This is a genomic window from Hydrogenophaga taeniospiralis CCUG 15921 (genome assembly GCF_001592305.1).
Lineage (GTDB): Bacteria > Pseudomonadota > Gammaproteobacteria > Burkholderiales > Burkholderiaceae_C > Hydrogenophaga > Hydrogenophaga taeniospiralis.
Genome location: NZ_BCWR01000014.1, coordinates 23,350 through 41,360 on the forward strand (window position 1 = coordinate 23,350; position 18,011 = coordinate 41,360).

General features: G+C 65.6%; 21 protein-coding genes. 3 read left to right on the forward strand and 18 right to left on the reverse strand.

The window, feature by feature from the left end; genetic code table 11:
* Positions 1-24 precede the first annotated feature (24 nt).
* From HTA01S_RS16735 to flgB, 15 genes are all read right to left on the reverse strand, one after another.
* Positions 25-780 (reverse strand): hypothetical protein, encoded by a 756-nt coding sequence (locus HTA01S_RS16735; RefSeq protein ID WP_068173882.1) that lies wholly within the window; start codon positions 778-780, stop codon positions 25-27.
* 265 nt (positions 781-1,045) lie between these two features.
* Positions 1,046-1,519, reverse strand: coding sequence for a YajG family lipoprotein (locus tag HTA01S_RS25355; RefSeq protein ID WP_157572152.1), 474 nt, complete (start codon positions 1,517-1,519; stop codon positions 1,046-1,048).
* 105 nt (positions 1,520-1,624) lie between these two features.
* Positions 1,625-2,365, reverse strand: a complete 741-nt coding sequence (queC, locus tag HTA01S_RS16740; RefSeq protein WP_068173883.1) for a 7-cyano-7-deazaguanine synthase QueC — start codon at positions 2,363-2,365, stop codon at positions 1,625-1,627.
* 37 nt (positions 2,366-2,402) lie between these two features.
* Positions 2,403-3,626 carry an HDOD domain-containing protein gene (locus tag HTA01S_RS16745; protein WP_068173884.1) on the reverse strand — a complete coding sequence of 408 codons (1,224 nt, stop codon included), beginning with the start codon at positions 3,624-3,626 and terminating at the stop codon, positions 2,403-2,405.
* A gap of 27 nt (positions 3,627-3,653) precedes the next feature.
* Positions 3,654-4,874 carry a flagellar hook-associated protein FlgL gene (flgL, locus tag HTA01S_RS16750; RefSeq protein ID WP_068173885.1) on the reverse strand — a complete coding sequence of 407 codons (1,221 nt, stop codon included), beginning with the start codon at positions 4,872-4,874 and terminating at the stop codon, positions 3,654-3,656.
* A gap of 26 nt (positions 4,875-4,900) precedes the next feature.
* Positions 4,901-6,814 (reverse strand): flagellar hook-associated protein FlgK, encoded by a 1,914-nt coding sequence (gene flgK, locus HTA01S_RS16755; protein WP_068173886.1) that lies wholly within the window; start codon positions 6,812-6,814, stop codon positions 4,901-4,903.
* A gap of 36 nt (positions 6,815-6,850) precedes the next feature.
* The gene (gene flgJ / locus HTA01S_RS16760; protein ID WP_068173887.1) at positions 6,851-7,756 is read right to left on the reverse strand and encodes a flagellar assembly peptidoglycan hydrolase FlgJ; all 906 of its coding nucleotides are present in this window, start codon (positions 7,754-7,756) and stop codon (positions 6,851-6,853) included.
* Positions 7,753-8,928 carry a flagellar basal body P-ring protein FlgI gene (locus tag HTA01S_RS16765; RefSeq protein ID WP_084236194.1) on the reverse strand — a complete coding sequence of 392 codons (1,176 nt, stop codon included), beginning with the start codon at positions 8,926-8,928 and terminating at the stop codon, positions 7,753-7,755. The genes flgJ and HTA01S_RS16765 overlap by 4 nt, the downstream gene beginning before the upstream one ends.
* Before the next feature lie 46 nt (positions 8,929-8,974).
* The gene (locus HTA01S_RS16770) at positions 8,975-9,679 is read right to left on the reverse strand and encodes a flagellar basal body L-ring protein FlgH (protein ID WP_068173888.1); all 705 of its coding nucleotides are present in this window, start codon (positions 9,677-9,679) and stop codon (positions 8,975-8,977) included.
* A 17-nt stretch (positions 9,680-9,696) separates the two neighbouring features.
* Positions 9,697-10,479, reverse strand: a complete 783-nt coding sequence (gene flgG / locus HTA01S_RS16775) for a flagellar basal-body rod protein FlgG (protein ID WP_068173889.1) — start codon at positions 10,477-10,479, stop codon at positions 9,697-9,699.
* Between the two features lie 23 nt (positions 10,480-10,502).
* Complete coding sequence (flgF, locus tag HTA01S_RS16780; protein ID WP_068173890.1) at positions 10,503-11,240, reverse strand: flagellar basal-body rod protein FlgF; 738 nt, start codon at positions 11,238-11,240, stop codon at positions 10,503-10,505.
* A gap of 113 nt (positions 11,241-11,353) precedes the next feature.
* Positions 11,354-12,568: a flagellar hook protein FlgE gene (gene flgE / locus HTA01S_RS16785; RefSeq protein WP_068173891.1), complete on the reverse strand. Its 1,215-nt coding sequence runs from the start codon at positions 12,566-12,568 to the stop codon at positions 11,354-11,356.
* Between the two features lie 43 nt (positions 12,569-12,611).
* Positions 12,612-13,274: a flagellar hook assembly protein FlgD gene (locus HTA01S_RS16790; RefSeq protein WP_068173892.1), complete on the reverse strand. Its 663-nt coding sequence runs from the start codon at positions 13,272-13,274 to the stop codon at positions 12,612-12,614.
* 14 nt (positions 13,275-13,288) lie between these two features.
* On the reverse strand, positions 13,289-13,693 hold the full coding sequence (gene flgC, locus HTA01S_RS16795) for a flagellar basal body rod protein FlgC (RefSeq protein WP_068173893.1): 405 nt from the start codon (positions 13,691-13,693) through the stop codon (positions 13,289-13,291).
* A gap of 12 nt (positions 13,694-13,705) precedes the next feature.
* On the reverse strand, positions 13,706-14,107 hold the full coding sequence (flgB, locus tag HTA01S_RS16800) for a flagellar basal body rod protein FlgB (RefSeq protein WP_068173894.1): 402 nt from the start codon (positions 14,105-14,107) through the stop codon (positions 13,706-13,708).
* Positions 14,108-14,356: 249 nt separating this feature from the next.
* Between flgB and flgA the strand changes: the two genes are divergently transcribed.
* The 3 genes from flgA to HTA01S_RS16815 all read left to right on the forward strand — a co-directional run bounded on the left by flgA (position 14,357) and on the right by HTA01S_RS16815 (position 15,990).
* Positions 14,357-15,121: a flagellar basal body P-ring formation chaperone FlgA gene (gene flgA, locus HTA01S_RS16805; RefSeq protein WP_084236193.1), complete on the forward strand. Its 765-nt coding sequence runs from the start codon at positions 14,357-14,359 to the stop codon at positions 15,119-15,121.
* 126 nt (positions 15,122-15,247) lie between these two features.
* On the forward strand, positions 15,248-15,589 hold the full coding sequence (gene flgM, locus HTA01S_RS16810; RefSeq protein ID WP_068173895.1) for a flagellar biosynthesis anti-sigma factor FlgM: 342 nt from the start codon (positions 15,248-15,250) through the stop codon (positions 15,587-15,589).
* 35 nt (positions 15,590-15,624) lie between these two features.
* On the forward strand, positions 15,625-15,990 hold the full coding sequence (locus HTA01S_RS16815) for a hypothetical protein (protein WP_068173896.1): 366 nt from the start codon (positions 15,625-15,627) through the stop codon (positions 15,988-15,990).
* 276 nt (positions 15,991-16,266) lie between these two features.
* Here HTA01S_RS16815 and HTA01S_RS25360 read toward each other — a convergent pair whose 3' ends face one another.
* The 3 genes from HTA01S_RS25360 to HTA01S_RS25365 are packed head-to-tail and all read right to left on the reverse strand — an operon-like array spanning position 16,267 to position 17,878.
* The gene (locus tag HTA01S_RS25360) at positions 16,267-16,932 is read right to left on the reverse strand and encodes a hypothetical protein (protein WP_157572153.1); all 666 of its coding nucleotides are present in this window, start codon (positions 16,930-16,932) and stop codon (positions 16,267-16,269) included.
* 43 nt (positions 16,933-16,975) lie between these two features.
* Positions 16,976-17,434, reverse strand: a complete 459-nt coding sequence (locus HTA01S_RS16820) for a DUF2846 domain-containing protein (RefSeq protein WP_068173897.1) — start codon at positions 17,432-17,434, stop codon at positions 16,976-16,978.
* 39 nt (positions 17,435-17,473) lie between these two features.
* Positions 17,474-17,878: a hypothetical protein gene (locus HTA01S_RS25365; RefSeq protein ID WP_157572154.1), complete on the reverse strand. Its 405-nt coding sequence runs from the start codon at positions 17,876-17,878 to the stop codon at positions 17,474-17,476.
* Between the last annotated feature and the right edge of the window lie 133 nt (positions 17,879-18,011).

An 18,011-nucleotide genomic window follows, 5' to 3' on the forward strand; every position in this document is an offset into this window, starting at 1 on the left:
GGTCATGAAGACACAGTGCCCGGGTCAGGCGCCATCATATGGAGCGCTTTTGGATGTGCGCGTCTCAGCCGCCGCTGGGCCCAACCGAGACTCCAGCGCAGCCCAGGGAATATCGCAGTAGCACTCACTCTCGGGCCAGTGCTGGGGATCAACGTCGAGCGTCACGGGGTCGCCTGCTTCCAAGGGCGCACCCGCGAAGCTCTTGCCGACGACAAACCCCGTCTTGAGGGCACGAACCATGACAAGCGCCGACATGGGGCGGAATCTGCTCGTCAGGGGATCTTGCTCATGCACGCCCAGGTCCTGGCTCTCGTGATCGAACAATGCAAAAACCTGGTCCTCGGGCGTGCGCAAGAAATAGATCAGGCCGCCGTGCTCCGGCTCTTGAAACCGCTTGGCTTCCGTGAAGACATAGTGTTCCTCCTGGACCAGCGCTTCTTCCAGGTCAGCGCGAAGCAGCGGCCGATAGTCTTTCCAGCCCCTGACCCAGCGCACGCTGGAAACTGCCGCAAAGATGCCACACAAGGGAATGGCAACCGCGACCATCCACACCCCGGCGGGACTCGACAACCCGCACTCCACATTGACCACCTTGCGAACAACCCACGCAGCAGCCAGCCAGATCACGACAACGCAGAGCAAACTGGTAGCCCACAGCACCAAGGCGTTCTCGATGCCCTCCTTCCAACGACGAGCGGTGGTTGCCGAGCTTCGGAGGAGATTGGCCAAGAACTCCAGTTCCGCAGGAGTGGCCTGTCGTTGTATGACGTGACTGGGCATGGATTGCTATTTGTTGATGCCAACCGAAACCGTACAAAACCCGCATGGCCAGCCATAGACCGGGGCATGGGCATGTTCTTCCGTATCGCCATGGCGTTGAGCTGATCGGCTTGCTTCATCAGGCCGCGGAGGTTGATTCAGGCATCAAATAGCTCTCTATTTGATAGCGATCGAAATCCGACCCTGATTCACGGTTCATCGCGAACAACAATGACGTGGAGTTCGGCGTTTGGGAGCGCAAGCACTACATCCTTGGCAACCACCACTACCCCCCGATGACCGCAAGAAGACCAGCTATGGAGGACACCGAGAAGTTTTGCTCCAGTTGGCCACTACGGTTGTAGATGACGACCTTGGAAGGCATGACATTTACGACTGATGTTTCACCGCCAGCGTGTTTTAGACGAACCTCAAGAGCCGGCACATAGCCAACAACACTGTGTGACCAGCCTGAAGGATGCTCGGCAAACCATGAAGCAAGAGAACTTACTTGTTCGGGGGACAGGTTGGCGGTTTTCGTGGGCTGGCCTGAAACAAACCGAGAGACCGTGGCCGTGGCAAAAGGGGCCAGTTCAAGTTGGCAACCACCCAACAAAAATACAGCAACGAGCAACGTGAGAATGCGGAAAGGTCTCATAAAGCTTGACTGTGGTGCATCCGGCAAGTCACCGGATATGCCAGACGACTTGCCAAATACAGTGCAGGGAAATTGCTGAAAACTGAACTGTTTTGAAGTCATTGCTTTGACCCAGTGCGCTGAGAAAAAGTACCGATATAACAGATTCGATAAAGCCCGCAGCGAATCACATCCCACCGATTCCGAAGTACGAGACGCCAAAGTGCCTCACCCCACTGCGCGATACCTCTCCCACCCCCGCGCCCGCAACCCACAAGCCGGGCAGCTCCCGCACCCATAGCCCCAGTCCTGCCGGTGCACGCGGTCGCCGAGGTAGCAGGTGTGGGTGTGTTCCACGATCAGGTCCACCAGTGCCTGCCCGCCGCCGGGCACGCCCGAGGCTTGGCCCAGTTCTTCGGCCAGGCGCCAGGTGGCGGCTTTGTCGATCCACATCAGCGGGGTGTCGATCAGGAAGCGGTGGTCCATGCCGAGGGAGAGCGCGACCTGCAGCGCTTTCATGGTGTCGTCGCGGCAGTCGGGGTAGCCGCTGAAGTCGGTTTCGCACACGCCGGTGACGATGACCTGGATGCCGCGGCGGTAGGCGAGCGCGGCAGCGAGCGTCAAGAACAGCAGGTTGCGCCCAGGCACGAAGGTGTTGGGCAGGCCGCTTTCTTCCATGCGAAAGGCCATGTCGCGCGTGAGCGAGGTTTCGCTCACTTTGCCGAGCACGGCGAGGTCGAGCATGTGGTCTTCGCCCAGGCGCTCGCTCCAGGCGGGAAAGCGCTCGCGCAGTTCGCGCAGCACGACGGTGCGGGCCTGCAGCTCGACGCTGTGGCGCTGGCCGTAGTCGAAGCCCAGGGTTTCGACGCGTGGGTAGCGCGAGAGGGCCTGGGCCAGGCAGGTGGTGGAGTCCTGGCCGCCCGAGAACAGGACGAGTGCGCTGGTGTGGTGGGGGGGCTGGTTTTGCATCGCGCGATGGTAGCGCGGCTGCGGCTGCCGATGCGGGCTACGCGCCCTGGTCGCGGCTGGTGGTGAGCATGCGGATGAGCGAGCGGTTGGCGTGCTCCAGGCTCATCTCGTGGCGCTCGCAGACTTCGGGCAGGCGGTGCAGGTGGTCCACGTCGGCCTGGGCGCGCGCCACGTCCAGAAAGACGTGGTACGGGCCTTCCTGGCGCAGCAGGGCGCTCATCACCCGGCCCGACATGGGCAACCGGTTGAGCAGGTCGGCCATGGGCAGCTGCAGCAAGACGTCGAGCTGCGAGAACAGCGCGGTGGTGTAGACCTCGGCGCGCAGGTTGTCGGTGGAGCCGGATTCCAGCAGGTGCTGGGCCAGGCGCGAATACATCACCTGGGCGTAGCGCACCGGGTGCAGCGCGGGGTCGCTGGTGCTGCCGGCCAGTTGGTCGGCGAGCCAGCGGTTGAGCGCGGTGAAGCCCAGCATCATGAGCGCGTGGCGCACCGAGTCGATCTCGTGGCGCAGGCCGTAGGCGGCGGAGTTGACGAGCTGCAGCAGGCGGTAGACCAGCACCGGGTCTTGCCGCACCAGGCGCTCGATGAGGTCGAGTGAACTGTCCAGCCCGATGGCCTGGCGGATCTGCGCGATCACGCTGGCGTCGCAGCCCAGGGGCTGGTGCCGGTAGGCGTGCAGCACGTCGTCGTCGGGCCAGCCCAGGATGCCCCAGGCGCCGGCTTCGTCCAGGCAGTGCTCGGCCAGCGCACGGTTGCACACGCCTTCGTACAACTGGCCCGGCAGGATGGGGCTGCGCTGCGTGGGCACGGCCCCGGGCGTGGCGGGCCGCAGGCGCAGGGTTTCGAGCACTTCCTGGGCGCTCACGCGCAAGAGGCTGCACACGTCCAGCGGCGCGGCCAGCTCGCCGCGCACGGTGGCCAGGTCAGCGTGGCGCAGCAGGCGGTGCCCGCGGCGCACCGCCAGGGCCAGTTGCGCCATGCCGTCGGTGCTGTCGAACAGCGCGCCCGGCACTTCGATCCAGGTGTTGGGTACGGGATCGCTGGTCAGCGCCTGCTGCAGCAGCACGGGAGACGAGATGGCGAAGATGAGTGTGGGCGCGGCCGCCGGCCAGCCCCCGCTCAGCAGGCGCAGCAGGTGGGTTCCGTCGACGGCTTCGGCGTGTTGCGTGAGCACACGCAGGCGCACCGCGGCGAGCTGGCGGCGCCGGTTCCACACCGGCTGGTAGCCCAGTGCGATGCTGTCAAGAATGGTCTGGCTCATGGTGTTTCATGGCAGCGCCCAACCGCGTCATCCCAGGTACTGGAAGAGCGACAGGCGCTGGACCTGCGCATACGACTGCAGCGCGGCCTGCAGCCCCACCTGCTGATTCTGGAAGTCTGAAATTCCCTTGATCATGTCCAGGTCTTCGAGGCGCGACTTCTCGCTCTCGTGGTCCACAGCGCGGTCGGACAGCACGCCATCGACCGCCTCGCCGCGGTTGAGCCATTCGCCGGCCTGGGCACGCGCCAGCAGCACGCGGTCGTGCCCGGCGTCGAGTTCGGTGAGCGAGCGGCCGATCGTCTGCGTGAGCTGGGCGGTCTGCCCGGTGCTGGCGCCGCGCAGGGCGTCCACCGCGTTCTGCATCACCTGGAACAGATCGGTCGGCGCCGTCACCGGGAGCAGCTCCACCGTGTCGCCGCTGGCGGGCTGGCCCAGCATCTGGAAGGACATGCCGTCGAACTCGACGGTATTGCCCGAGGTGTAGGGCACGCCGACCTGGCCGGCCACCGGCGTGGCGGTGGTGGTGTTCGTCACGGTGTACTGCATCACGCCGGCCACCTCGGCAAAGCTGATGCTGTAGTCGTTTCCGGTGAGCGCGCTGGGGTTGGTCACCTGGCCCATGTCCGTGCGCACGCTGCCGGTGTTGCCGGCCGGCAGGTCCAGGCGGAAGGTGCCGTTGGCTTCGGGCACGCGCATCCAGATCGCGTTGCCGTCCAGCGCCTGCGGCAGGCTGTTGGCGCCGGTGGCCTCCTGTCCGCGCTGGCCGTCAAAGCGAACCACCCCGGCGCCGCTGGGGCCGTAGAGCTCGACGAAGGGTGTGGACGAGCCGCCCAGGCCGCCGAAGAGGGTGCGGCCAAAGCTGTCTTTCTGGTTGACCACGCCGAGCAGGCGCTCGCGCAGGCCCTCGATCTGCTGGGCCAGGTCCTTGTATTCGTTGCCGCCGTAGCCGCCGTTGCCGGCCGCCACCAGCAGGTCGCGCACGTCTTGGATCAGCTCGCCGGCTTCGCCCAGCGCGCTCTCGGCCTGGGTCAGGCTGGTGACCGAGGCTTCGAGGGAACGTTTGTCCGCCTCGACCCGCGACAGGCGGTTCTGCGCGGTTTCGGAGAGCACGGCGGCCACCGGGTCGTCGCTGGCGCGCTGCACACGCTTGCCGGTGGAAATGTGTTCCTGCAGGGTGGACAGCTCGGCCTGGCGCTTGTTCAGGGCGGCGATCGTGTTGTCGTAGCTGTTGGCGGTGGCGACTCTCATGGCAGGGTTCCTTGTGGTGCGTTCGCTCAGCGACCCACGGTCTGCAGCAGCGTGTCGAAACTGCTCTGCGCGATCTGCAGGAATTTGGCCGAGGCCTGGTAGGCCTGCTGGAACTGCAGCAGCCGCGCGGCCTCTTCGTCGAGGTTGACGCCCGAAACCGCGGCGCGCGCGCTCTCGGTGCTGGTGGCCAGCTGGCCGGAGAAACTGGCCGAGAACTTCGCCCCCTGCACCTGGGTGCCGAGGTGCGACAACACGCTGGTGTAGCCGTCGGCCAGCGCCACGCCTTCGAAGGTGGCCAGGTCGCGCAGCGCCAGCATGGCCTTGGCGTTGCCGGCGTTCTGCTGGGTGCTGCCCGCCGGGGCGGCGGCGATGTCGAAGCTGTCGCCCGCATTCGGGCTGCCGCGCAGCGTGAGGCTCCAGCCGTTGAACTGGATCGGCTGGCCCGGCGTGTAGTTGTAGCTCGCGGGTGGGCCGACGTTGTCGGGCGGCGGGTTGCCCGGGCCCAGTCCGGTGGCGGTGAAGCTGCCGTCGGCCAGGAAGGTGATGTTGACCGGGTCGGTGAGGTTGGCCGAGGCTTCGGTGGCGTACAGGCTCTCGATGCTCAGGCCGCTGGCGTTGTCGATGCCCGGTGTCACGGCCACCGGGCTGGCGGCGGCCAGGCTGTCGGGCGAGCCAATGGCCAGGTTCATGGCGCGCGCCACGTTCACGTAGGGGCGCACCAGGAAGCTGTCGCCCACCGCGCCGGCACCGGCGTCGAGCTCAAAGCTCAGGCCATCGAGCTCGGCGGGCAGGCTGGCGAACGAGGTGCTCACACCGTCGGACAGGCGCTGGATGCTGACCCCGCCGGCCTCGAAGCGGATGCGGTAGTCCGACGCCATCAGCGCGGTCGGGTCGCTGACTTCGCTGTGGATCTGCGCCGTGCCGGTGTTGGTGGCGGCGGGCAGGCCGGCGACGTCTGGCGCGGGCACGAAGAAGTCGCCGCCGGGGTTGCCCAGCTGGTCCACGCCCAGGTTGTGCTGGGCGTTCACCTGGGTGTTGAGCGCCAGCGCCATGCGCCCGAGCAGGTTCTGCATCTCGGGCAGATCTTCGTTCAGGAATTCGAGGTCGCCGCCGATCTGGCCACCGAGCGCGGTCTGGGGCAGCTCACGCGTCACACCGCCCTGCACGAACGAAACGCGCAGCTGCGAGTTGTCGGTGGTGTCGCGGGTGGTGACCAGGGCATTGGCCTGGCGCCCCATCACCAGCGGCTGGCTGCCGGCCACGAACACGCTGACGCTGCCATCGTCGGCCGCCACGGTGCTGGTCTGCACATACTGGTTGAGCTCGCTGAGCAGGGCGTCGCGCTGGTCGAGCAGGTCGTTGGGCTCGCCGCGCGCGCCCGCCGTGTCGATGATGCGCTGGTTGATGGTGGCGATGTCCTGCGCCAGGCGGTTGACCGCCGTGACCGAACTTTCCACCTGCTGCTGCGCGCCATAGGCCAACGCGTCCATCTGGCCGGCGGTGTCACGCAGGCGGGCGGCCAGCTCGTCGGCGCGGGCGATCACCACCACGCGGGACGACTGGTTGGAGGGCGCGGAGGCCACGTCCGCCCAGGCGTTGAGCATGTCGTTCATGGCCGCGCCCAGCCCGTTCTCGCCGGTGGGAAACAGCGATTCGAGCTTGGTGAGCTTGGCCAGGCGCTCGGTGTCGGCCGCGGACACCGAGGTGGCCAGTTGCGCCTCGCGGGTGAGGTAGGCGTCGTGCAAGCGGGAGACGGTGCCCAGCTCCACGCCCTTGCCGAAGTAGTTGCCGCCGAGCTGCTGGTAGCCGGCGCTCTGGGTGTGGACCGTCTGGCGCGAGTAGCCGGCGGTGTTGGCGTTGGCGATGTTGTGGCCAATGACCTGCAGCGCCGCCAGGTTGGTGGACAGCGCGTTGGCGCCGATGTTCAGAGCGGAGGACATGTCAGTGACTCATGAAGTGGGCAAGCAACGGGGTGGTCATGTCTGTGCTCGCTGCAGGCTCAGGGCCACGTTGATGGAGCGGCTGAGCTTGGCCGCGTACTGCGGGTCGGTGGCGTAGCCGGCGCGTTGCAGGCCGCTGGCGAAACCCTGCACCGAGTGGAGCTGGTCCATCACGCGGTCGTAGCGCGGGCTCTTGCTGATCAGGCGCGCGTAGTCGCGGAAGGACTCGGCGTAGGAATCGTAGGCGCGGAATTTCGCCACCGTCTTGCGCGGCGTGCCGTTGACGTATTCGGTGGTCACCACCTCGGCGACCTTGCCCTTCCAGGCCGGCGTGGCCTTGATGCCGAACAGGTTGTACGAGGGCGAGCCGTCGCGGTGGCGGATCTCGCTCTTGCCCCAGCCGGTTTCGTGGCCGGCCTGGCCGATCATGAAGCTGGCGGGAATGCCGGACTCGCGCGCCACGCTCGCGGCGGCCTGGCTGTGTTCGGCCACGAAGCCGGCCTGGCGTTGCCCGGCCGGCGCCCGGCTCACGGTGCTGGCGGCGCGCGGCGCGGCGGCGGGTTCGGCGCCAGTGCTTTTGCTGTGGTCCACCCCGGCACCGCTTCGGGTGGCCGCGGCGGCGTCGGTCTGGCGGCTGAGCTGGCGCTCGATGGCTTCGGACAGCCCGCCGGGCATGCCGGTGAGCTTCACCGCGAGTTGCTGGTCGAGCAGCTCGGTGCCCAGATCGCCCTGGCCGCCCTGCCCGTCCATCAGGCTGGACTTCATGGTCGCCTCGCGCATGCTCTTGATGAGCTCACGCATGAACAACGCCTCGAACTGCTTGGCGGTTTCCTTGAGCGCCGCCTTGCCCTTGTCCCCCGTCTGGCCCGCGCTGAAGCGCAGGGCATTGAGCGCGCCAGGATCGCTGGCGAGGCTCTGGGTGGACGAAAAGGGGGCGTTCAAATGACTTCCAGCTCGGCGTTCATCGCGCCGGCGGCCTTGATCGCTTGAAGAATGGCCAGCAGATCCTGCGGTGTGGCACCCAGGCCGTTGAGCATGCGCACCAGGTCGGAGAGCTGGGGCGCGGCGTTCATTTCGATCAGCGAGCCGTTGTCCTGGCTGATCTGGATATCGGTCTTTTCGGTCACCACGGTCTGGCCACCGGTGGAGAGCGGGTTGGGCTGGCTGATCACCGGCGTGGAGCTGATGCTCACCGAGAGGTTGCCGTGGGCCACCGCGCAGGGGCCGAGCGTGACCGCCTGGTTCATGACGATGGAGCCGGTGCGGGTGTTGATGATCACGCGCGCGGCCGGCACCGTGGCTTCGAGCTGCAGCTCTTCCACCTCGGCCAGGAAGCGCACGCGTGCATCGGTGTTGGCCGGCGCGAGCAGGCGCACCACGCGACCGTCCACCGCGCTGGCCGTGCCCGCGCCCATGCGGGCGTTGACGGCCTCGGCCACGCGGCGCGCGGTCAGGAAGTCGGCCGAGTTCAGGCCCAGGTCGATGGTGTTGCCCAGCGCGAACGGCGTGGGCACGCTGCGCTCGACCTGGGCGCCCGAGGGGATGCGCCCCGCGCTCAGGTGGTTGATCTGCACCTTGCTGCCGCCGGCGGCCGCGCCCGCGCCGCCCACCAGCAGGTTGCCCTGGGCCAGCGCGTAGATCTCGCCGTCGGCGCCCTTGAGCGGCGTGGTGATGAGGGTGCCGCCGCGCAGCGACTTGGCGTTGCCCACGGAGGACACGGTCACGTCGATCATCTGGCCGGGCTGGGCAAACGCGGGCAGCTGCGCCGTGACCAGCACCGCCGCCACGTTCTTGAGCTGCATCTTTCCGTCGGCCGGCAGCGTCAGGCCGAGCTGCTGCAGGTAGTTGTTCAGGCCCTGCGCGGTGTAGGGCATCTGGGTGGTCTGGTCGCCCGTGCCGTCCAGCCCCACCACCAGGCCAAAGCCGGTCAGCTGGTTGCTGCGCACGCCCTGCACCGCGGCGATTTCCTTGATGCGGATCGCCTGCGCCGGCGCCGGCCAGCCCAGCAACACCGCCCCGACCAGCAGCAGCGTGCTCCAGACCAGCAGGCGGCGCCAGGCCTCCAGGCGAGGGGCGATGGGGGCGAGCCGTGCGCGGGTGGAGCGGGTGTTCATGGTGGGGGCCTGCAACCGGGAAGTCATGCCTGCATGCTAGGCCGGCTCAGAAGGGGAAAACGTTCAAAAAGAACCGTCCCAACCAGCCAATTGAGAGCGCTTCGTCCACCGGACCGCGTCCCTTGGACTCGATGCGGGCGTTGGCCACCTGCGCGGAGGGCACCACGTTGCCGGGCTGGATGTGGCGCGGGTCCACCGTGCCGGAGAAGCGCAGCACGTCCACGTTGCTGTTGACGCCGATCTGCTTTTCACCGGCCACCAGCAGGTGGCCGTTGGGCAGCACTTCCTGCACCGTGACGGTGATGATGCCGGCGAAGTTGTTGGCGTTTTCGTTGTCGCCCTTGCCGGAGAACTGGTTGCTGGACTCGCCGCCCAGATCGAAATTGCGGTCGCGCATCAGCTCCTTGGCCTTGATGCCCGGGATGGCCGAGATGCCACCCGAGACCTTGCCGCTGCGGTCGATCGACGAGGACGAGGACTGGCTGGCGCTGACCTTCTCGGTGATCTGGATCGTGAGGCTGTCGCCCGGCAGGCGCGCGCGCGGGTCTTCAAACGCCGGGCGGTAACGCGCGGCCTGGAACAGGCTGCCGTTGGTGGGGGCGGCGGGCGCGGCGGCGGCGTAGTTGATGGGGCGCACCGGCACCACATCGACCGGCTTGGTCATGCAGGCGGTGAGGGAAAGAAGAGCGCCGCCCAGCGCGGCCCATCGGGCCAGGGGGACGAACAGGTCGCTCAGGAAAGTGCGGATCATGTCGGGCTTTCGAGGGGTCACAGCTGGCCGAGCCGCTGGAGCATCTGGTCAGAGGTTTGAATGGCCTTGGAATTCATCTCGTAGGCGCGCTGGGTCTGGATCATGGTCACCAGCTCCTGCACCACGTTGACGTTGGAGGTTTCCACGTAGCCCTGCATCAGGTTGCCCAGGCCGTTGGCGCCGGGCGCACCGGTCACGGGGTTGCCCGAGGCCGCGCTCTCGGCGTACATGTTCTGGCCCAGCGGCTCCAGGCCGGCGGGGTTGATGAAGCCGGCGAGTTCGATGCTGCCCACCTGCTGCGGCGTGGCGTTGCCCGGCAGCTTGACGGAGACCACGCCGTCGGCGCCGACGGTGATGCTCTGCGCTTCGGCCGGGATGGTGATGTCGCCCGCGACGGGGAAGCCGCTGGAGGTGACCAGCCGGCCCTGCGAGTCGGTCTGCAGGCTGCCGTCGCGCGTGTAGCCGGTGGTGCCGTCGGGCATGGTGACCTGCAGGAAGCCGCTGCCGTTGACGGCCAGATCCAGCTGGTTGCCCGACTGCTGCAGGCTGCCCTGGGTGAACGAGCGGCTGGTGGCGACGGTGCGCACGCCCAGGCCGATCTGCAGGCCGGTGGGCAGGTTGTTCTGCTCGGTGGCGGCCGCACCGACCTGGCGCAGGTTCTGGTACATCAGGTCCTCGAACACCGCGTTGGCCCGCTTGAACCCGTTGGTGGACACGTTGGCCATGTTGTTGGAGATCACGTCCAGCTGCGTCTGCTGGGCCTGCATGCCGGTCTTGGAAATCCAGAGGGAATTGATCATGGTGTGCTCCTGGAAAGGGGGAATCAGCCGTTCAAGCTCAGCAACCGCGAAGCGGTCTGGTCGTTCTTCTCGCCGTTCTGCAGCATGCGCATCTGCACTTCGAACTGGCGCGCCACGGCGATCATTCCGACCATGGCTTCGATCGGGTTCACGTTGCTGCCTTCGAGCGCGCCGCTCTGCATGCGGGCCTGCGTGTCGGCGGGCAGCGCCGTGCCCTGCGGGCCACGGAACAGGCCGTCTTCGCTGCGCTGCAGGCGGTTGTCGGCGTCGGGCGTGACCAGCTTGAGCCGGCCCAGCACCTGGGGCGGCTGGTTGCCCACGCGGGCGGTGACGCTGCCGTCTTCGCCGATGCCCAGCGTCGCGTTGGGCGGCACCACCAGCGGGCCGCCGTCGCTGAGCATGGGCAGGCCCTGCGCGTTCACCAGCGTGCCGTCGGTGTTGACCTCCAGCGCGCCGGCGCGGGTGTAGGCCTCGGTGCCGTCCAGGCCCTGCACCGCGAAGTAAGCGTTGCCGCGGGCGGCCACATCGAGGTCGCGCCCGGTCTGGCTGATGGCGCCGGGCGTCTCGGAATGGCCCGCGGTGGCTTCGAGCGCGAACACCCGCGTGCTGGCGCCGTCGCCGCGCACCGGCACCGCGCGAAACGTGGAGAGCTCGGCGCGAAAGCCCGGCGTGGACGCATTGGCCAGGTTGTTCGCCAGCACCTGCTGGCGGTGCATCGACGCACTGGCGCCGGTCATGGCGGTGTAGATCATGCGGTCCATGGTGAGCTTCCTTTTCCTTTTCCCGGTATTCGTCGCGAGGTGCCGCGGAACCGGCTTTGCCGGGCCGCTGGCGCCGCCCCCTGGAGGGGGTCACGCGAAGCGTGGCAGGGGTGTTACCTCATGTTCAGCAACGTGCTGAGGACCTGGTCCTGCGTCTTGATGGTCTGCGCGTTGGCCTGGTAGGCGCGCTGCGCGGTCATCATGTTGACCAGCTCGGCGGTGAGGTCAATGTTGGAGTCTTCCAGCGCGCCCGCGCGCAGGGCGCCGAGCTTGCCTTCGCCCGGCGCGCCGCGCACCGGCTCGCCCGACTCGTAGGTCGTGACCCAGTTGCCGCCGCCGGTGGGCACCAGGCCCTGCACGTTGCGGAAGTTCACCAGCGAGATCTGGCCCGCGGCCTGCGACTGGCCGTTGGAATAACGCGCCATGATCACGCCCGACTCGTCGATGCCCAGGCTGGTGAGTTCACCCGGGCGGTAGCCGTCCTGCGTGAGGTTGGAGACCGCAAAGTCGGCGCCGAACTGCGTGGCGCCGGTGAAGTCCAGGTCCACGTTGAAGGTCTGGGTCGGGTCGTTGGGCGAGGCCAGTTGCAGCTGCGGGATCACGCTGGCCGGGTCGAGCGAGCCGTCGGCCAGGAAGGAGATGGTGAACGGGGTCGACAGGGCCGGATCGGAGTTGTTGACGCTGGTGTAGACGTTCCACTGGTTGTTGCCGATCTTGTCGAACACCAGGCCGACCGGGATCTCCAGGCCCTGGGGGTCGAAGGCGTTGAGCGAGGTGGCGTAGGTGCCCAGCGGCGTGGGCGGCACCACCGAGGCGGCGATGGGCGCGCTGGCGTCCAGGTTGAACTCGGCCGTGATCGCCGAGGTCTGCTGGGCCGGGATCGGGCCGCCCGTGGGCAGGGTCAGCGGCACCGAGTCGAAGCCCTGGCGCACGCCCGCCGCGTCGGTGGGGTAGCCCATGAGCTGACCGCCCGTGTTGGTGATGATGTTGCCATCGCGGTCCAGCTTGAACATGCCGGCGCGGGAATAGGCCATGGAGCCGTCGGGCATGGCGAGCTCGAAGAAGCCGTTGCCGTTGATGGCCACGTCCATGTCATTGCCGGTCACGCTGATGTTGCCCTGGGTGAACATCTGCGACACGGTGGCCACCGTCACGCCGATGCCGGAATTGACGCCGCCCGAGGCGTTGATGGAACTGGCGTAGAGCTCGGCGAACTCGGCGCGCGAGGCTTTCATGCCCACGGTGTTGGCGTTGGCGATGTTGTGGCCGATCACGTCCAGGTTGCGGCTGGCGCTGTTCAGACCCGAGAGACCTTGCTGGAATGCCATGGTGATGTCCTTTGGAGGGGGTGGGGGTGAAAGGGGATCGGCCTTACATGAAGGCGCGGACCTGGTCGTAGGTGAGGGTCCGGCCGTTCTGCAGCTGCAGGTTCAGAGCCCCCGAGGAAAAACCAACCGACGAGATTTCCAGCCGCGACAGCGGCGTGGCGGTGACCGCTTCGCTGCCGCTGGTGGCGCGCACTTCGAAGCGGGTGGCCGCACCCGCGCCGAGGGCGCCGGAGTCCCACTCGAACGCGTGTTGCCCGGCGCCCAGGGAGCCCATGTCCACGGTGTCGATCACCGCGCCGTTGGCGCCGATGACGTCCACGTAGACCTGGCTGGCATCGCCGTCGAGCGCCACGGCACCCTTGGCGATGGCGCCGTCGTAGGTGAGCTGGTCGCCGTCGATCAGCGCCTCGCGCCCGATCAGCGAGGTGCCTTGCAGCGACTGCATGGCCGCGCTCTGCTCGGCCATGCCCTTGAGCGTGGCGTTGAGTTCCTGGATGCCGCTGACCGTGTTGATCTGCGCCATCTGGGTCGTCATCTGCGCGTTGTCCATCGGGTTGAGCGGGTCCTGGTTGTTGATCTGCGCGACCAGCAATTTGAGGAACCGGTCCTGCGAGGCCTGCGGGTCGGTGGCGTTGTTGCTGTTGACCGCCGTGGTGCTGCCCACGGTGGTGCCGAGGTTGCTGAGGTCAAGGGCTGAAGTGAGCATGGTTCAAAGGCCTTTCACTGCCCCATCTGGAGCGTTTTGAGCAGCAGCGATTTCGCCGTGTTCATGACTTCGACGTTGTTCTGGTAGGAGCGCGAGGCCGACATCATGTTGACCATCTCCTCCACCGGGTTCACGTTGGAATGGGTCACGTAGCCCTCGGCGTCGGCGCTGGGGTGGCCCGGGTTGTGCACGCGCCGGCCGGGCTCTTCGCTCTCGCGGATGTCCTGCACCTTCACGCCCGCGCTGCCCGCGCCGCCCATGGGCACGGTCTGGAACATCACCTGCCGCGCCTTGTAGCTCTGACCATCCGGGCCGGCCACGGCATCGGCGTTGGCCAGGTTGCTGGCCACCACGTTGAGGCGCTGCGACTGCGCGCTGATCGCGCTGCCCGAGACACCGAAGATGGAAAACATCGACATGGCGAACTCCTCTTATTGGCCGGTGATCGCACTCAGCATCGTCTTGACGTGCGAGTTGATGAACCGCAGCGTGGACTCGTAGCGGATGCTGTTGTCCACGAAGTTGGCGCGCTCGCGGTCCAGGTCCACCGAGTTGCCGTCCTGGCTGGGCTGGGTCTGCACCGTGTAGGCCAGGTCCGGCTGGCGCGGGTCGGCCGAGCCCAGGCGCATGTGCTGCGCGCTGGTGACGCTCACCCCCGCGCCCGACGCGCCGCCCGAGGCGTTTTGCAGCGCCTTGGCGAAATCGAAGTCGCGCGCCACATAGCCGGGCGTGTCGGCGTTGGCGATGTTGCTGGCGATCACCTGCTGGCGCTGCGAGCGCAGCACCAGCGCGTTGGCATGGAAGTCCAAGCGTGCGGTCATCTGTTCAAGCATGGTGCGGCTCCAGACAGGGTGGGCGGGGCGGCAAAAGCGCAGGCTTTCACCGGGATGAAGGCAAGTATGGGAAAACTTGAGCCTGCGCAATGGCCCGAACAAACGCCGCTTTTGCGGGCATTTCATGGCTTTGCTGTTCCCACGGCCGGCCTACAGTGCAAACCTGACGGCATGCGCCGCCCCCCCTGCATTCCCACCCACACCCGAGCGAGCGACCCACCACCCGCCCCACACCCCGAGAGAACCGCCATGCAAGCCAAAGCCCTCACCCACCCGCTGCTGCGGTCGCCCGCGCGCGCCCTGCCCCGCTGGCTGGCCGCGGGCGCGCTGCTCGCCCTGAGCTTCTGGTTCGTCAACCCCGCCCGCGCGCAAGACAACGCCGGGCTGGAGCAGATCGCCAGCGACTGGCTGCAGCCCGCGCTGGCCTCGGGCCTGGGGCAGGAAGCCGGCGCTCCGCTGCGGCCCGAGGTCGTCATCGGCCGGCTCGACAGCCGGCTGCGCCTGGCCCCCTGCTCGCGCGTGGAACCCTATCTGCCCGCCGGCACGCGCCTGTGGGGCCGCAGCCGCATCGGCCTGCGCTGCCTCGAAGGCGCCACCCTGTGGAACGTGTACCTGCCCATCACGGTGAAAGCCTGGGGCCCGGCCTGGGTGCTCAAGCGCCCCGTGGCCGCCGGGGCCACGCTCACTCAAGAAGACGCCGACGTGGCCGAAATCGACTGGGCCGAACAGTTCGCCAGCGTGCTGGCCACGCCCGCGCTCTGGGTCGGCCAGCAGGCGGTCTACGCGCTGCAGCCCGGGCAGGCCCTGCGCAGCAACATGGTGCGGCCCATCCCCGCCTTCGGGCCCGGCGCGCAGGTGCGCGTGAGCAGCGCGGGCGCGGGCTTTCACGTCATCGTCAGCGGCGTGGCGCTGGGCGCTGGCGTTACCGGCCAGTCGGTGCGCGTGCGGCTGCAGGGTGGCCGGGTGGTCACCGGCCTGGTGCGCGACGGCCAGACCGTGGAAGTGCAGCTGTGAGCACCCTCCTGGCACCACCCGCGCGGTGTTTTCGTGAAGAAATCAACACAAAAAGGCTAAAGTCCCCCCGCTTTTGCGCCGATAGTCTTTCCACAACGCCCTGACTTTGGGGTTTGGAGAGTGATCATGAAAGTCGAATCGTCACCGGATTCCTACATCGGTTCCGTCGCCGGAGGCCCCCAGAAGGCCGCCGAGCGCCCCCCTGCGGGCGCCGAAGCCGCCGCAGCGGCGGGTGCAGCGGCCCAGCCCCAGGCCGGCGTGACCGTGACGCTGTCGTCGTCCACCGTCTCGGCCATGCAGGGTTCCGCGGCGTCGGGCAACGACGTGTTCAACGCCGAAAAGGTGGAGGCCATGAAACAGGCCATCGCCAACGGCACTTTCCAGGTCAACGCCGAAGCCATCGCCGACAAGATGCTCTCCAACGCGGCTGAAATGCTCAGCAGCAGCGCCGGCGGCAACCGCGCCTGAGAGCCCCCGCCTTCACCTGAAGAAAGCCCCAGGCCATGACCCCACAGCCCGCCACCCACCCCTGGTTGACCTCGTTGCAGACCGAGCTCGACGGGCTGGAGACCGCGCTGCTGCAGGGTGACGCCACGGGCGTGGAACGGGCCAGCGCCCGCGTCCAGGGCGTGCTGCAAAAAGCCCCCAAAGCCACCGTTTTCAGCGCACCGGGCCACGCCGCCCTGCGCGAGCAGATGCACAGCGCCGCCCAGCGCCTGGGCCGCCTGCGCCAGGCCGTGCTGCGCGCCAGCGCCCAGAGCCAGCGCGCCGTGCACAGCCTGCTGCCCGGGCAAGCCCAACCCACCTACGGCCATATGGCCGGCCCCTCGTCCACCGGCGGCGCCGGCCGGGCCTTCCTCGCGGCCTGAGCGGCCGGCCCGCCCTGGGCGGGCCACTTCTCCTTCTTGTTGCCTGGCTGGCCTGATCGGCTGGCGTAAAAAAACCGGCGATGGCCGGTTTTTCTGTTTTTGGGCTGTGCTCTGGCGACATCGGGTTTGCCGTCAAGGCCATATTCGATGCATCGACCGAGCGGGTCTATTCAAAATGGCAAGACCGGGTGGCTGGCCCAAAATGCCCCCCTCCATCCCGAGGACCCACTGACATTCAGGATTCGGTTTAGTACCCACTGAGAGTGCCGCGCGTCTTCATTGACTGGAAGTCCTCAGCGATTTGGTAATTGGCCTCAAATTATCGGACCCGTTTTTGCATGACCATACAGTGTATTTTTGCTCCAAATCAGTAATTTCTATTTTATTTATCTCTTGCAACTGGATAGTACAGCTATTTGCCTGCCCGATAAATTCAAGACGGTATTTTCGACCCTCTCTCGGGGAAAAACGCACCATCACTGGACCACAAGAACGGCTGTGAGAGTAATATCCATTTGAACTCCCCATTTGCGCAAGAGCCGAGAAGGTAACCACCTTACCTGCATCAGCATGAAAATATACTCTTTCCGGAGAAATCGGGCGAGCGGAAAACTTCATGTTACCTACACCCTTTAGATAACGAACATTTCCATTGAGATTTTTATTGTCTTCAGGCATACCTGGATCAAATGCCTTTGTTGCCACGCCAATCGGTTTTGATTTTACAGAAGAGCATTCCGTGTTGTCCTGCAACTCAGCGAGCGCAACAGGAATACTCACATTGGTTGTAAATTCAATCAAGGATTTTTCTTTTGGTATCGGGGCTCGAGATAAATTCGCCCCTTGAACCAGCATCTCTTCGGTTACCGGCTCTTCAATTATCGTCATAGTGCAGCCTGAGACGAAAAGCAATGAAAAAAGAAGACTCAGTGAATTTTTCATATCCAATATTTTTCAATTCAAAGCACGCACGATTCAAAGAATGTCATTGAGTCACCGCCAGCTTGGTTTCCATGACCCCCTTTTGCCCTTGCTCGGGTGAGACCAAGTGCAGTTTGGACGCTGCAGCCCACATGCCCATCTTCACTTCCTGCCAGATGTAGGTCAGGGTACCGGCCTTCACGTCGACTTCCATCTTGTTCTCGGAGCCTTCGGTCAGCGACTCGACCTTGTGTTTGCCCGGCGCCACTTCCTTGTACAGGTAGGTGTTGGCCGCCGTCTGGCCAATCATCTGACCGTCCACCGTCACCGGCATCTTGACGGCCGCGCCCATGGTTTCGTTGCGGTAGATGTAGATGCCGGCTTTGTCTGCTGGCGCGGTGAAGGTCTTGCGCGCAGCGTCTTGTGTGGCGTCGGCCATGTTGACTGAGGCGCAGCCGGTGGCGAGGCTGGCGGCCAGCATTGCTGCGGCCAGGAAGGAAAGACGGGTGGGGGAAGATTTCATGAGGGACTCCCTTGGGTTAAAAAATGGTGTCGTTGCTATTCAAACGGTAAATTTCCTGATGGGTGAATCTCCATCTTCGCCCGGCCCTTGCTGGACAAAATCGATCCATTCGCACAGAACTCTGTAGAAAAGTTCTGTATCCATGTTTTCGCAATAAGATTCATCGTAGGCAAACGAGATATTGGTCACATCACCTTTGACTTCGGCGCACCACGATTCGGTGCAATAGGATTTAACAACCGAATCATCATACTTCGACTCATGGATTTTATTTTTTAATTCGATAAAGCCTGGTATATTAACATCATAGTCACAGCCTCCAGTATCCTCAAGAAAGCCAACAAACAACCTTGGATCTGAATCTGGAATCAAGCCCCCTCCAAAAACAGGAATAACTGACACACTCCTTCGATCATCCCTAATCCAATTTAGCTCAAAATCCATGATGGCCTTTATTTGATCGGGTAAACAGTTGTGTTTGGAGAAAGGTAACCCTCAACCTTGACCCCTGAAGGTGTAGTTCCGCTCCACATTGAAGCTCCACTCTTTGGGTGTGTGAACAACTGCCGATTTTGAT

Coding starts and splice junctions, on each gene's coding strand:
- HTA01S_RS16735 (WP_068173882.1), bottom strand. CDS start 780: ATGCCCAGTCACGTCATACAACGACAGGCCACTCCTGCGGAACTGGAG.
- HTA01S_RS25355 (WP_157572152.1), bottom strand. CDS start 1,519: ATGACTTCAAAACAGTTCAGTTTTCAGCAATTTCCCTGCACTGTATTT.
- queC (WP_068173883.1), bottom strand. CDS start 2,365: ATGCAAAACCAGCCCCCCCACCACACCAGCGCACTCGTCCTGTTCTCG.
- HTA01S_RS16745 (WP_068173884.1), bottom strand. CDS start 3,626: ATGAGCCAGACCATTCTTGACAGCATCGCACTGGGCTACCAGCCGGTG.
- flgL (WP_068173885.1), bottom strand. CDS start 4,874: ATGAGAGTCGCCACCGCCAACAGCTACGACAACACGATCGCCGCCCTG.
- flgK (WP_068173886.1), bottom strand. CDS start 6,814: ATGTCCTCCGCTCTGAACATCGGCGCCAACGCGCTGTCCACCAACCTG.
- HTA01S_RS16765 (WP_084236194.1), bottom strand. CDS start 8,928: ATGAACACCCGCTCCACCCGCGCACGGCTCGCCCCCATCGCCCCTCGC.
- HTA01S_RS16770 (WP_068173888.1), bottom strand. CDS start 9,679: ATGATCCGCACTTTCCTGAGCGACCTGTTCGTCCCCCTGGCCCGATGG.
- flgG (WP_068173889.1), bottom strand. CDS start 10,479: ATGATCAATTCCCTCTGGATTTCCAAGACCGGCATGCAGGCCCAGCAG.
- flgF (WP_068173890.1), bottom strand. CDS start 11,240: ATGGACCGCATGATCTACACCGCCATGACCGGCGCCAGTGCGTCGATG.
- flgE (WP_068173891.1), bottom strand. CDS start 12,568: ATGGCATTCCAGCAAGGTCTCTCGGGTCTGAACAGCGCCAGCCGCAAC.
- HTA01S_RS16790 (WP_068173892.1), bottom strand. CDS start 13,274: ATGCTCACTTCAGCCCTTGACCTCAGCAACCTCGGCACCACCGTGGGC.
- flgC (WP_068173893.1), bottom strand. CDS start 13,693: ATGTCGATGTTTTCCATCTTCGGTGTCTCGGGCAGCGCGATCAGCGCG.
- flgB (WP_068173894.1), bottom strand. CDS start 14,107: ATGCTTGAACAGATGACCGCACGCTTGGACTTCCATGCCAACGCGCTG.
- flgA (WP_084236193.1), top strand. CDS start 14,357: ATGCAAGCCAAAGCCCTCACCCACCCGCTGCTGCGGTCGCCCGCGCGC.
- flgM (WP_068173895.1), top strand. CDS start 15,248: ATGAAAGTCGAATCGTCACCGGATTCCTACATCGGTTCCGTCGCCGGA.
- HTA01S_RS16815 (WP_068173896.1), top strand. CDS start 15,625: ATGACCCCACAGCCCGCCACCCACCCCTGGTTGACCTCGTTGCAGACC.
- HTA01S_RS25360 (WP_157572153.1), bottom strand. CDS start 16,932: ATGAAAAATTCACTGAGTCTTCTTTTTTCATTGCTTTTCGTCTCAGGC.
- HTA01S_RS16820 (WP_068173897.1), bottom strand. CDS start 17,434: ATGAAATCTTCCCCCACCCGTCTTTCCTTCCTGGCCGCAGCAATGCTG.
- HTA01S_RS25365 (WP_157572154.1), bottom strand. CDS start 17,878: ATGGATTTTGAGCTAAATTGGATTAGGGATGATCGAAGGAGTGTGTCA.